The organism is Sphingobium sp. TA15 (assembly GCF_037101235.1).
Taxonomy (GTDB): domain Bacteria; phylum Pseudomonadota; class Alphaproteobacteria; order Sphingomonadales; family Sphingomonadaceae; genus Sphingobium; species Sphingobium indicum.
The window spans coordinates 417,546-431,149 of sequence record NZ_AP025356.1 but is presented as its reverse complement, the minus strand read 5'-3'; the positions used below and the strand labels follow the sequence as shown (position 1 = coordinate 431,149).

Below are 13,604 nucleotides of genomic sequence, written 5' to 3'. Positions count from 1 at the left end.
ACGCTATCAGTTGGGATGCGGCAAGCAAAAAGCTGGAAGCCGCCGCAAAAAAGGGGAGAGGCTGTTTCGTGATCCGGTTGCGCAAGCTGTTGGGCGCGGTTTCGCTGCTGACGCTGGCGGTCGCGACGCCCGCCGCTCCCATTGCGGCGGCGCCCGCGTCCACGGGCGCCCGGCCGCTGTACAAGGATGCGAACGCCTCCATCGAATCGCGGGTGGACGACCTGCTCTCCCGCATGACGCTGGAGGAGAAGATCGCCCAGATCACTGCGGTCTGGACCGAAAAGGTCAGGATTTTCGACGACAGCTTGCAGCTCGACCCATCGAAACTGGCGCAGCGCTTTCCCCATGGCATGGGACAGTTCACGCGTCCCTCCGATGCAAAGGGAGCATTCTCCCCCCGCGAAGTCCCCGGCCGCAATCCGCGCCAGACGGTGGCGCTGGTCAACGCGCTGCAACGCTGGGCGACGACGCAGACCCGGCTGGGCATTCCGATCCTGTTCCATGAGGAAGGGCTGCACGGCTATGCGGCTGTTGGCGCTACCAGCTTCCCGCAGTCGATCGCCATGGCCTCCTCCTGGGATCCCGACCTGCTGCGCGAGGTGAATGCCGTCATCGCCCGCGAAATCCGCTCGCGCGGCGTCAGCCTGGTCCTTTCCCCGGTGGTCGACATCGCCCGTGATCCGCGCTGGGGCCGGATCGAGGAAACCTATGGCGAAGACCCCTATCTGGTGGGAGAGATGGGCGTCGCCGCTGTCGAGGGGTTGCAAGGCAAGGGTCGGTCGCGCCTGCTGCCGCCGGGCAAGGTCTTCGCGACGCTCAAGCATCTGACCGGCCACGGCCAGCCCGAAAGCGGCACCAATGTCGGTCCGGCGCCGGTTTCCGAACGCGAACTGCGCGAGAATTTCTTTCCGCCCTTCGAACAGGTGGTGAAACGCACCGGGATCGAGGCGGTGATGGCCAGCTATAACGAGATCGACGGCGTGCCCTCCCACGCCAATCGCTGGCTGCTGCGCGATGTGCTGCGCGGCGAATGGGGCTTCAGGGGCGCGGTGGTCAGCGACTATTCGGCGGTCGACCAGTTGATGAGCATCCACCATGTCGCCGCCGATCTGGAGCAGGCGGCGGGCCGCGCGCTGGATGCGGGCGTGGATGCGGACCTGCCCGACGGTCTTTCCTACGCGACGCTCGGCCGCCAGGTGCGCGAGGGCAAGATCGGCGAGGCGCTGGTCGACCGTGCCGTGCGGCATATGCTGGAATTGAAGTTCCGCGCCGGCCTGTTCGAAAATCCCTATGCCGACGCCGCCGCTTCGGAGAAGATCACCAATGATGCGCGGGCGCGCGCTCTGGCGCTGAAGGCGGCGCAGCGTTCCATCATCCTGCTCAAGAATGACGGCATGCTGCCGCTGAAGCCGGAGGGCAGCATCGCCGTTATCGGTCCCAGCGCCGCCGTGGCGCGGCTGGGCGGCTATTATGGCCAGCCGCCGCATAGCGTATCGATTCTTGAAGGCATCAGGGCGAAAGTCGGGAATCGGGCGAAGATCGTCTTCGCGCAGGGCGTCAGGATCACGGAGAATGACGATTGGTGGGCGGACAAGGTCACCCGGTCCGACCCCGCGGAAAACCGCCGCCTGATCGCCCAGGCGGTCGAGGCGGCCCGCCATGTCGACCGCATCGTCCTGACGCTGGGCGACACGGAACAATCGAGCCGGGAAGGGTGGGCCGACAATCATCTGGGCGACCGCCCCAGCCTGGACCTGGTGGGCGAGCAGCAGGAACTGTTCGACGCTCTCAAGGCGCTGGGCAAGCCGATCGCCGTGGTGCTCATCAACGGTCGTCCGGCCTCCACCGTCAAGGTTTCGGAACAGGCCGACGCCATTCTGGAAGGCTGGTATTTGGGCGAGCAGGGCGGCCATGCCGTGGCGGACGTGCTGTTCGGGGACGTCAATCCGGGCGGCAAGCTGCCGGTGACGATCCCGCGTTCGGCGGGGCAGTTGCCGATGTTCTACAATGTGAAGCCCAGCGCCCGGCGCGGCTATCTCTTCGATACGACCGATCCGCTTTACCCCTTCGGTTTCGGCCTCAGCTATACGAGCTTCGACCTGTCCGCGCCGCGCCTGTCGGCCGCGAAGATCAGCGTCGGCGGCATGACCCGCGTGTCGGTCGACGTGCGCAATAGCGGCCGGCGCGAGGGCGACGAGGTCGTCCAATTATATGTGCGGGACAAGGTCGGTTCGGTCACCCGGCCGATCAAGGAGTTGAAGGGCTTTCAGCGCGTGACGCTGAAGCCCGGCGAGGTGCGCACGGTGACCTTCACGATCGGGCCGGAAGCGCTCCAGATGTGGAACGATCATATGGACCGCGTGGTCGAGCCGGGCGATTTCGAGATCATGACCGGCAACAGTTCGGTCGCGCTCAAATCCGCTACGCTGACGGTGGCGCCATGAGCGGTTTCGCGCGCCGCCAGGCGCTGGGCCTGCTTGCCTCGACCTCGCTGCTCGCCGCTGCGCCCGCCATTGCGAAGGGGAAGGGCGGGCCGCTCTACAAGGATGCCGCCGCCCCCATCGACCTGCGCGTCAGGGATCTGCTGGCGCGCATGACGCTGGAGGAGAAGGTCGGCCAGATCATCGCGCTCTGGGCGACCAAGGCGGAGGTCATGGACGATCTGACCTTCTCTCCCGCCAAGGCGAGCAAGGCCTATCCCGACGGCTTCGGCCAGATCACCCGCCCGTCCGACCGTCGCGGCGCGCCCAACGGATCGACCCAGGCGGGCGGCGTGGGTGCGCGCTGGCGGACGCCCGCCGAGACGGTCGCCTTCATCACCGCCGTCCAGAAATGGGCGATGGAGGAGACGCGGCTCGGCATCCCCGTGCTGTTCCATGAGGAATCGCTGCACGGGCTTATGGCGACCGAGGCGACCATGTTTCCCATGGCGATCGGGCTGGCCGGCAGTTTCGACCGCCAGTTGATGGAGGATGTCCAGTCGGTCATCGCTCGCGAGGTGCGGGCTCGCGGCGTCCATCTGGCGCTTTCGCCGGTGGTGGACATCGCCCGCGACCCCCGCTGGGGCCGGATTGAGGAGACCTTCGGCGAAGACCCCTATCTCTGCGGCGAGATGGGCGTGGCCGCCGTGCGCGGCCTTCAGGGCGGGAGCAGGCAGATCGGCCCGGACAAGGTCATGGCGACGCTCAAGCACATGACCGGCCATGGCCAACCCCAGAGCGGCGAGAATATCGCGCCCGCGCCGATCTCCGAACGGGAACTGCGCGAAAATTTCTTTCCGCCCTTCCGGGAAGTGGTGAAGCGCACCGGCATCGCCGCCGTCATGCCGTCCTATAACGAGATAGACGGCGTGCCTTCGCACCAGAACCGCTGGCTGCTGAACGACATATTGCGCGGCGAATGGCATTTCGACGGCGCCGTCGTCAGCGATTATGGCGCGGTCCACGAACTGGATACGATCCACCATGTCCAGCCCGACCCGGAGGCGGCCGCACGCGCCGCTCTGCGGGCGGGCGTGGATTGCGAGCTGCCCGATGGCCAGGCCTATCGGACGCTCGTCGAACAGGTCCGCGCGGGCAAAGTGCCGCTTGAGGCGGTCGATCTGGCCTGCACCCGGATGCTGACGCTCAAGTTCCGCGCGGGCCTGTTCGAAAATCCCTGGCCGCGCAAGGATCATGAGCGACTGGCCGGCAATGCGGAGGCGCGCGCGCTGGCGCTGAAGGCGGCGCAGCGTTCCATCGTGCTGCTCGGCAATGACGGCACGCTGCCGCTCACGCCCGGCGCGCACAAGCGGGTTGCGGTGATCGGTCCCAATGCCGCCATTGCGCGACTGGGCGGCTATAGCAGCGTTCCGCGCCAGACCGTCTCCCTGCTGGAAGGCGTGCAGGCGAAGCTCAAGGGCAAGGCGGAGGTCGTCCACGCCCAGGGCGTCTTCATCACGCGGAGCGAAGATCGCTCGGCGGACGAGGTGCTGCTGGCCGATCCGGCGGACAACCGTGCACTGATCGCGCAGGCGGTCGAGGTGGCGAAAGCGGCGGACATCGTCCTGCTCGCCATAGGCGACACGGAACAGACCAGCCGGGAAGGCTTTGCGAAGAACCATCTGGGCGACCGCACGAGCCTGGACCTGCTGGGCGAGCAGAACGAACTGTTCGCCGCGCTGAAGGCGACCGGCAAGCCGGTGGTGGTGTGCGCGATCAATGGCCGCCCGCCCAGCTATCCCACGGTTGCGGAGGGCGCCAACGCGCTGCTGGAATGCTGGTATCCGGGGCAGGAGGGCGGCACCGCCATGGCCGACATCCTTTTCGGGGACGTCAATCCCGGCGCGAAGCTGCCCGTCACCGTGGCGCGCGATGCGGGGCAGATTCCGATCTTCTACAACCGCAAGCCGTCCGCCCGGCGCGGCTATGTGTTCGAGGATATTTCGCCGCTTTTCCCCTTCGGCTTCGGCCTCAGCTACACCCGTTTCGAGTTTGGGCCGCCCCGCCTGTCGTCGCCGCGCATCGGCACGGGCGGCGAGGTGACGGTGGAGGTCGACGTCCGCAATATGGGGCAGAGGCCAGGCGACGAGGTCGTCCAGCTTTACGTCCGCGACCGGACCGCCAGCGTCACACGGCCGATCAAGGAGCTAAAGGGCTTCGAACGCGTCACGCTGGCCCCCGGCGAGAGCCGCACCGTGCGCATGACTCTGAAGCCCGCCGCCTTCGCGCTCTGGAATCTGGAGATGGAGGAAGTGGTCGAACCCGGCCTGTTCGACATCATGACCGGGCCGGACAGCGAAAACCTCCAGAAAACCACGCTCGAAATCATCTGAACAGGACTATCCCAATGCCCAAGATCATCGATGCCAAGGTCATCGTCACCTGTCCCGGCCGAAATTTCGTCACGCTCAAGATCATCACCGACGAGGGCGTCCATGGCGTGGGCGACGCCACGCTCAACGGCCGGGAACTGGCGGTGGGGAGCTATCTGGCCGATCATGTCGTTCCCTGCCTGATCGGGCGCGACGCGCACCGGATCGAGGACATCTGGCAATATCTCTACAAGGGCGCCTATTGGCGGCGCGGTCCGGTGACGATGACCGCCATCGCGGCGGTCGACATGGCGCTGTGGGACATCAAGGGCAAGATTGCGGGCCTGCCGGTCTATCAGCTTCTGGGCGGGGCCAGCCGGGAGGGGGCGATGGTCTATGGCCACGCCAACGGCACGACCATAGAGGACACGATCAACGCTGCGCTGGAATATCAGGCTCAGGGTTACAAGGCGATCCGCCTGCAATGCGGCGTGCCGGGCATGGCGTCGACCTATGGCGTGTCGAAGGACAAATATTTCTACGAACCCGCCGACGCCGACCTGCCGACCGAAAATGTCTGGAACACGTCCAAATATCTTCGCGTCGTCCCCGAACTGTTCAAGGCCGCCCGCGAAGCGCTGGGCTGGGACGTGCACCTGCTGCACGACATCCATCATCGCCTGACACCCATAGAGGCCGGACGTCTGGGCCGGGATCTGGAGCCATATCGCCCCTTCTGGCTGGAGGATGCGACGCCGGCGGAAAACCAGGAGGCGTTCCGGCTGATCCGCCAGCACACCACCGCGCCGCTGGCGGTGGGGGAGATCTTCAATTCGATCTGGGATGCGAAGGATCTGATCCAGAACCAGCTTATCGACTATATCCGCGCGACCGTGGTCCATGCGGGCGGGATCACCCATCTGCGCCGGATCGCCGCGCTGGCCGATCTTTATCAGGTCCGCACCGGCTGCCATGGCGCGACCGACCTGTCGCCGGTCTGCATGGCCGCCGCGCTGCATTTCGACCTCAGCGTCCCTAATTTCGGCATTCAGGAATATATGCGGCACACGCCTGAGACCGACGCGGTCTTTCCCCATGCCTACACTTTCTCCGACGGCATGATGCATCCGGGCGAGGCGCCGGGCCTGGGCGTCGACATCGACGAGAAATTGGCCGCCGGATATGAATATAAGCGCGCATTCCTGCCGGTGAACCGGCTGGAAGACGGCACGATGTTCAGTTGGTGATCCGTGCCTGCCCCTCTTTCTCCGTCATTCCCGCGCAGGCGGGAATCCATCTCCCGGCGTTCGGCGGGACTTGGGGCGTGAAATGGATCGCCGCCTGCGCGGGGATGACGGATCATAGGGACCGACCATGACCCGATCCATCCCCAAACCCTCCGGCAAGGTCCGCTGGATCGTCTGCGCCCTGCTGTTCGCGGCGGTGGTGCTGAGCTATGTCGACCGGCTGGTCCTGCCGACGCTCAAGCCCGATCTCCAGGCCCGCTACGGCTGGAGCGAGAGCGGCTATGCCGACCTCGCCATCTGGTTCCAGGCGGGCTACGGCATCGCCTATGTCTTCTTCGGGCGGCTGATCGACCGCATCGGGGCGCGGGCGGGCTATGCGCTGGCAGTCGGGCTGTGGACCGTCGGCCACGTCATGCACATCTTCTTCACCTCTACGGCGGGGATGCTGCTTGCGCGCATTCCGCTGGCCGTCGGGGAGGCGGGAACCTTCCCCGCCGCCATCGCCGCGACCAATGAGTGGTTCCCCAAGAAGGAGCGCGCCTTCGCCATCGGCATCTTCAATGCCGGGTCCAATGTCGGCGCGATCCTGACGCCGCTGATCGTGCCCGTCATCGCCGTCACCATGGGCTGGCGCTGGGCCTTCATCCTGACCGGCCTGCTGACGGTGGCCTGGCTGGCGGCATGGCTCGGCTTCTATCGCCGCCCGCGGGAGAAGAAGGGCCTGTCGCAGGAGGAACTCGCCTGGATCGAAGCCGATCCGCAGGAGCCGCAGCGCCCGGTCAAATGGCGCACCCTGTTCCGCCACCGCCAGACCTGGGCCTATATCGCCGCGCGCTTCCTGATCGATCCGGTGTGGTGGACCTTCCTCTTCTGGCTGCCGGACTTCTTCAACAAGCAATATGGCGTCAAGATGCTGGACTTCGGCCCGCCGCTGATCGCCGTCTATCTGCTGGCGGACGTCGGGTCCGTCACGGGCGGCTGGCTGTCGTCGCGCCTGATGGGCCGGGGCATGAGCATCAACCGCGCCCGCAAGACCGCGATGTTCTGCGCCGCGCTCTGCGCCCTTCCCATCGCCTTCGCCGCGCAGGCGCCGGGCTTGTGGGTGGCGGTCGGGCTGATCGGCCTTGCCTGCGCCGGGCACCAGGGGTTTTCCGCCAATGTCTATGCGCTGCCGGGCGACCTCTTTCCCCGCTGGATGGCGGGATCGGTCATCGGCCTTGGCGGGCTGTCGGGCGCTATCGGCGGCATGCTGATGGCGAAGTTCGCCGGCATGATCCTGGAAAGCGTCGGCAGCTTCCAGCCGATCTTCATCGTCGCGGCCTGCGCCTATCTGGTCGCGTTACTGGTCGTTCACCTCATCGTGCCGCGCTACGCGCCCGTCACCCTTTCGGAACCCCGTTCATGAAGCCGCTGAAGCTCCACACCGACCGCCTTTTCCCCGCCGAGCCGCGTACCCGCGACATCGCCCGCGCGCTCCATGCCACGGTCAGGGATTTGCCCATCGTCAGCCCGCACGGGCATACCGATCCGCGCTGGTTCGCCTATGATGACCCCTTCCCCAACCCGTCCGAACTGCTGATCGTCCCGGATCATTATGTCTTCCGCATGCTGATGAGCCAGGGCGTGAAGCTGGAGGAGCTGGGCGTTCCGACCAGGGACGGCAGCCCCACCGAAACCGATCCCCGCGCCATCTGGCACAGGTTCGCCGCCCATTATCACCTGTTCCGGGGCACGCCGTCGCGCATGTGGCTCGACTGGGTCTTCGCCGAAACCTTCGGCATCGACGTCCGGCTGGGAGCGGACACCGCCGACCATTATTACGACGTCATCGACGCCGCGCTGAAGACGCCCGCTTTCCGTCCCCGCGCCCTGTTCGAACGCCATGGCATAGAGGTCATCGCCACCACCGAAGGACCGCTGGATCCGCTGGACCATCACCGCGCGATCCGGGCGTCCGGCTGGGGCGGCAGGGTGATCACCGCCTATCGGCCGGACCCGGTGATGGACCCGGCGGTGCGCGGCTTTGCCGACAATGTCCGCGCCTTCTGCGCCATGGCGGGGGAGGATGCGGGCAGTTTCGCCGGCTATCTGCGCGCTCATGAGAGGCGTCGCGCAGACTTCCGCGCCGCCGGGGCGACCTCCACCGATCATGGCCATCCCACGGCCTTCACCGCGCATCTCGGCAAGGCGGAGATCGAGGCGCTTTATGCCAGCGTCATGTCCGGTCCCGTCAGCGACCGCGACGCCGAATTGTTCCGTGGCCATATGCTGGTGGAAATGGCGCGCATGTCGATCGAGGACGGCATGGTGATGCAGCTTCATCCAGGCGTGCATCGCAGCCATAATGCAGCCGTTCTGGCGCGTTTCGGCAGGGACAAGGGCGGCGACATTCCGGCGGCCGGAGAGTTCGTCCAGGCGCTCAAGCCCCTGCTCGACCTTTACGGCAATGACCCGCGCCTGACGCTGATCCTCTTCACCCTGGACGAGGATGTCTATTCCCGCGAACTCGCGCCGCTGGCGGGCCATTACCCCGCCCTGAGGCTGGGTCCGCCCTGGTGGTTCCATGACAGTCCGGAAGGAATGCGCCGCTTCCGCGAGCGCGCGACCGAGACGGCGGGCTTCTACAACATGGTCGGCTTCAATGACGACACCCGCGCCTTCCTGTCGATTCCGGCGCGGCACGACATGGCGCGGCGGATGGACTGCGCCTGGCTGGCGCGGCTGGTGGCCGAACACCGACTGGAAGAAGACGAGGCCTTCGAACTCGCCCGCGCCCTGTCCTACGACCTGGTGAAGCAGGCCTATAAGCTGTGAGGCGCCTATCCTCCGCGACGCTCGGCACATTGCCCGCTGATGTGATCCGGCCTGCCTATGATCGCGCTGCGGTGAGGGCTGGCGTCGTTCATCTGGGCATCGGCGCCTTCCACCGCGCCCATCAGGCGGCGGTCTTCGACGACGTGCTGAATGCCGGCGACCTGCGATGGGGCATCGTCGCCGCCTCCTTGCGCTCATCGCAGGTGCGCGACCAGATGGCGCCGCAGGACGGCCTCTACGCCATGCTGGTGCGGGACGGCTCGTCCGAGGGGGCGCGGATCATTGGCGCGGTCCAGCGGGTCATCGTCGCGCCGGAGGAGCCGCAGGCCTTGCTGAACGCCCTGGCGTCGCCCGACACCCATGTCGTGACGCTGACCATTACCGAGAAGGGCTACAGGCTCGATCCAGCGACCGGCGCGCTGATCGAGGACGATCCGCAACTGGCGGCCGATCTCGCCTCGCTGGCCAGGCCGCAGACGGCGCCGGGCTATCTGGTGGCGGCCCTGGCGATGCGGAAGGCCCTGGGCCTGCCGCCCTTCACGGCGATTTCCTGCGACAATCTGCCGCATAATGGGCAGCGGTTGCGCAATGCCGTGCTGGCGCTGGCGCGCCGCCACGATCCCGCGCTGGCCGAATGGATCGGGGAAGAGGGGGCCTTTCCCGAAACCATGGTCGACCGCATCGTGCCCGCCACCACGCTGGACGATGTCGCCGCGCTCGCCGCGCGGCTGGACGTGGAAGACCGGGCGATGGTCAAGACCGAACCCTTCATCCAATGGGTGATCGAGGACCGATTTTGCGGCCCGCGCCCGAAATTCGGGGCAGGGGTGCAATTGACCGCCGCCGTCGCCCCGTGGGAGGAGGCGAAGCTGCGCCTGCTGAATGGCGCGCATAGCGGCATCGCCTATCTGGGCGGCCTTGCGGGCATCGACCATGTGCATGAAGCGCTGGCGCTGCCGGCGATCCGCGCCTTTGTCGAGGCGCTGTGGGACGAGGCGCAGACGACGCTGTCGCCGCCGCCGGAACTGGACCTCGCCGCCTATCGCGACGCGTTGATGGCCCGCTTCGACAATCCGACGCTGCGCCATCGCACGCGCCAGATCGCCATGGACGGATCGCAGAAGCTGCCCCAGCGCCTGCTCGCCCCCATCGCCGCGAGGCTGGCGGCGGGGCAGGGGATAGAGGCGCTCTCGCTCGCCGTCGCAGCCTGGATGCGTTGGCAGGCGGGCCGGGACGATCTGGGCAACGCGCATGGTGTCGACGATCCCCTGGCAGGCGCGATCGCCGCCCGCCTCGCGGATGCCGATACGGCGGAGGAGCGGGTCGCCGCGATCCTGCGCCTCGACGCGGTGGTGCCGCCCGCACTGGCCGCGAATGCGGCTTTCCGCATGGCGCTGATCCGGTGGCTCGCCATCCTCGAAACGCAGGGGGCGTTGGCGGCGCTCTCCACCTTCCAGGAACGGATATGATGCAATTCGCCAAGGTCGACTTTGGCGCCCGGCATTCAGGGACTCGTTGCAACGCCTGATACCGTTAACGCAGGTGGCGTCATACAGACAGGGCCAGAGGATCGACCGATCGCCGGCCGGGCATCGCCGTCACCTTGGCGCCTGTGGAAGCTGGTCCGAGTCTCGCCGGGATCGATTGCGCCTGGGACTTCCAGATCCAGAAAGTCCGCTTGTACCGTTACCAATAAAGTCTGTTCCGGGCTTGACAAAAATAACTCAGGGTTTATCAAAGCCTAACTGATAGCGCTACCAGACAGGCTTACCGGATAGGCGGAAGCTGCGCTCAGGAGGGGATTTTTGATGGCCGATTCTCATATTCGTTCTTTCCGCATGGCGCTTTGCGCGGCCTCGGCCTTCGGCGCGCTGACGCTGGCCCAGGCGGCGATCGCCCAGGACAGCGCGGCCCAGCCCGCCGCTCAACCCGTCGCCCAGCAGGATGAAGCCGCCGACATCGTCGTGACCGGCATTCGCGGCAGCTTGCAGAGCGCGACCAACGCCAAGAAGAACGCCGTAGCCTTCGGCGATTCCATCTTTGCCGAAGACATCGGCAAGCTGCCCGCCACCAACCTGGCTGAAACGCTGAACCGCATGCCGGGCGTACGCCTGAACCGCGACATCAGCGGCGAAGGCACGCAGGTCGCGATTCGCGGCCTTGGCCCCAGCTTCACCCGCGTGCTGCTGAACGGATCGCAGCTTCAGGTCGCGTCGGACGGTGGCACGAACGGCGGCAGCGCCAATCGCGAAGTCGACCTCGACTTCTTCCCGTCCGAACTCTTCACCCGCCTCGACCTTGCCAAGACGCCGTCGCCCTCGACTCTGGAAGGCGGCATCGCAGGCACCGTCAACCTGCGCAACGCCCGCCCCTTCGACAAGCCGGGCACCCACGTCACCGTGGTCGCGCAGGGCCAATATACCGACAGCAATGAAAAGCTGAGCCCGCGCGGCGCGATCGTCGCCAGCCATACGACCGACACGTTCGGCATCCTGGTGGGCGTCGCTGGCGTCAAGACGAAGACGCGCATCGACGGCTTCGACACGGTCGGCTGGACCGACGGCAATCTGGGTCCGGTCAATGGCGTGCCCGATGCTGGCGGCAACAACTTCTTCTGGGCATCGACCGTGCCCGCCAATGCCGGGCATGGCCTCATCCCCGGTCAGCCGGTCGATGTCGTCGCGACATCCGGCCTGACCCGCGACCAGCTGAGCACCGCGCTGCTGCCGCGCCTGGGCCGCAATACGCTGACCGATGGCGACCGTTCGCGCATCTCCGCCCTGGCCTCGCTCGAATGGCGGCCCAGCGATACGATGCATTTTGCCCTGGACGGCATCTGGGCCAGGTCGAAGCGCGACTATTCACGCATCAACATGAACTGGCAGGTCCGCAACTCCGGCCCCGGCACGGGAGCGCAGGCGACCGGCGGCATGATTCCGATCGACCTGACCGTCGACGACAACGGCGTCGTGACGTCGGGCACCTTCGCCAACTCCTCCTTCTTCCTGGAGGCGAGCCAATTCAAGCAGACCACCAAATTCTGGAACATCAATCCCAGCCTGAGCTGGCAGCCGACCGACACGTTGAAGGTCGATCTCAGCGCCAATTATTCCAAGAGCCGCTTCTTCCGCGAGCAGCCGACCTTCGCGTTCCAGACGCCGCCCAATTCCGGCGTCGACGTCTATTATGACAACATGCAGGGCTACTATCCGTCGATCACCACCAATGTCGACCTGAACGATCCCAATCTGGGCTGGCAATGGTATCGCCAGAACATCGCATTGGTCCGTCGCAAGACGGAAACAAAGGGCGCGCATCTGGACGTCATGCTGGGCGACGCCGCGTTCAACGTGAAGGTAGGGGCCGCCTATGACCGGGCGACCCGTTCGATCCGCGCCTATGACAACAGCCAGGCCTATCAGCTTTCGGTCTGCGGCACGGGTTGCACCGGCGCCACCGGATCGATCCCGACCAGCGCCATTCCGCAATATCTGATGCCGATGACGGTGGGCAATTTCGGCCATCTGGCGAACCGCAATATCGGCTATAACGCCTTCATCGTGCCCGATTTCGGCGCGATCAAGGATGCGACCGACTATTACAGCTATCGCGACAGCGCACCGGAAACGCGCGGCGCGGTGACCGGCGGCGCGACCGGCGACATGGACGAAAAGGTGTGGGGCGCCTATTTTGAACTGAACGGCGTCACCACCATCGCGGATCGCGACCTGCACATCAATGCCGGCATGCGCTACGCCGCCACCGACCAGTTGGTGGTCGGTCCCAGCCAGGTGGGCACGGCGATCGTCGACATCACTTCGCGGTCGAAATATGACAATTTCCTGCCGTCCATCAACCTGACCTACGACATCGCCGACAATGTGAAGCTGCGCGCCTCCGCCTCGCGGACCATGACGCGGCCGGACGCCAGCCAGATCCTGCCGGGCGTGACCTTCACCGATCCATCGGCGCTGGTGGCGACCGCCGGCAATCCGACGCTGAAGCCCTATACTTCCGACAATTACGATCTGGGCGGCGAAATCTACACCGGCGGCATCGGCTATGTCGGGCTGTCGCTGTTCCAGAAGAATGTCCAGGGCTTCACCGTCACCCAGTCCCAGGACGTCGCCTTCGGGTCGCTCAACATCCCCTATGACAGCCTGATCGCAACCCAGCAGCAGGCGCTGACCAACCGCGCGGCATCGACCGGCGTTGCGATCAACGACCTGATCGTTTCGGTGAACCGGCCGATCAACCTCAGCGACCTCAAGATCAAGGGCGTCGAGGCGACCTGGGTGCAGCCGCTCGATTTCCTGGTGAAGGGCCTGGGCTTCTCCGCCAACGGCACTTACCTCAAGCAGTCGTCGAAGCTGATGCCGGGTCAGGCGACCAGGCTGGTGGCGACCGGCGTTTCCAAATGGTCGTACAATCTTCAGGGCTTCTATGAAAATAACGGCCTGTCCGTAAGCCTGAACTATGTCTGGAACGACAAGTCGATCGCGGTGAACGCGCCGCAGAACGGCATTACCGGCGCCGCCCTGCGCAATGATGCCCGTGGTCAGCTCGACCTGTCGGCGGGGTATCAACTGCCCTTCCTCAACAAGGCGATGCGCCTGACGCTGGATGTGCTGAACATCGCCAACGAGCCGATCCGCACCACCTTCGAATATGATAATGCGCCCTATTCGATCTACTATCCGGGGCGGACCATATTGGCGGGCATTCGCGCGAATTTCTGATCCTCCCCCAAG

Annotated in this window: 7 protein-coding genes; all 7 read left to right on the top strand. The window is 65.7% G+C overall.

Annotation, left to right across the window (positions count from 1 at the left end; all coding sequences use genetic code 11):
* Nucleotides 1-68 precede the first annotated feature (68 nt).
* Nucleotides 69-2,444 carry a glycoside hydrolase family 3 N-terminal domain-containing protein gene (locus Sj15T_RS19075; protein ID WP_013053921.1) on the top strand — a complete coding sequence of 792 codons (2,376 nt, stop codon included), beginning with the start codon at nt 69-71 and terminating at the stop codon, nt 2,442-2,444.
* Complete coding sequence (locus Sj15T_RS19070; RefSeq protein WP_013053920.1) at nt 2,441-4,813, top strand: glycoside hydrolase family 3 N-terminal domain-containing protein; 2,373 nt, start codon at nt 2,441-2,443, stop codon at nt 4,811-4,813. The genes Sj15T_RS19075 and Sj15T_RS19070 overlap by 4 nt, the downstream gene beginning before the upstream one ends.
* 14 nt (nt 4,814-4,827) lie before the next feature.
* A complete protein-coding gene (gene manD / locus Sj15T_RS19065; RefSeq protein ID WP_013053919.1) occupies nt 4,828-6,039 on the top strand; it encodes a D-mannonate dehydratase ManD in 1,212 nt (403 codons plus the stop codon).
* A 127-nt stretch (nt 6,040-6,166) separates the two neighbouring features.
* Nucleotides 6,167-7,444 carry an MFS transporter gene (locus Sj15T_RS19060; RefSeq protein ID WP_013053918.1) on the top strand — a complete coding sequence of 426 codons (1,278 nt, stop codon included), beginning with the start codon at nt 6,167-6,169 and terminating at the stop codon, nt 7,442-7,444.
* A complete protein-coding gene (gene uxaC, locus Sj15T_RS19055) occupies nt 7,441-8,853 on the top strand; it encodes a glucuronate isomerase (RefSeq protein ID WP_013053917.1) in 1,413 nt (470 codons plus the stop codon). Before Sj15T_RS19060 ends, uxaC begins: the two co-directional genes overlap by 4 nt.
* The gene (locus Sj15T_RS19050) at nt 8,850-10,322 is read left to right on the top strand and encodes a mannitol dehydrogenase family protein (RefSeq protein ID WP_013053916.1); all 1,473 of its coding nucleotides are present in this window, start codon (nt 8,850-8,852) and stop codon (nt 10,320-10,322) included. Before uxaC ends, Sj15T_RS19050 begins: the two co-directional genes overlap by 4 nt.
* A 339-nt stretch (nt 10,323-10,661) precedes the next feature.
* Complete coding sequence (locus tag Sj15T_RS19045; protein WP_013053915.1) at nt 10,662-13,592, top strand: TonB-dependent receptor; 2,931 nt, start codon at nt 10,662-10,664, stop codon at nt 13,590-13,592.
* Nucleotides 13,593-13,604 lie beyond the last annotated feature (12 nt).

Bases quoted from the DNA above. Each gene is read 5' to 3' on its own strand.
- Sj15T_RS19070 (WP_013053920.1), top strand. From the start codon at position 2,441: ATGAGCGGTTTCGCGCGCCGCCAGGCGCTGGGCCTGCTTGCCTCGACC.
- manD (WP_013053919.1), top strand. From the start codon at position 4,828: ATGCCCAAGATCATCGATGCCAAGGTCATCGTCACCTGTCCCGGCCGA.
- Sj15T_RS19060 (WP_013053918.1), top strand. From the start codon at position 6,167: ATGACCCGATCCATCCCCAAACCCTCCGGCAAGGTCCGCTGGATCGTC.
- uxaC (WP_013053917.1), top strand. From the start codon at position 7,441: ATGAAGCCGCTGAAGCTCCACACCGACCGCCTTTTCCCCGCCGAGCCG.
- Sj15T_RS19045 (WP_013053915.1), top strand. From the start codon at position 10,662: ATGGCCGATTCTCATATTCGTTCTTTCCGCATGGCGCTTTGCGCGGCC.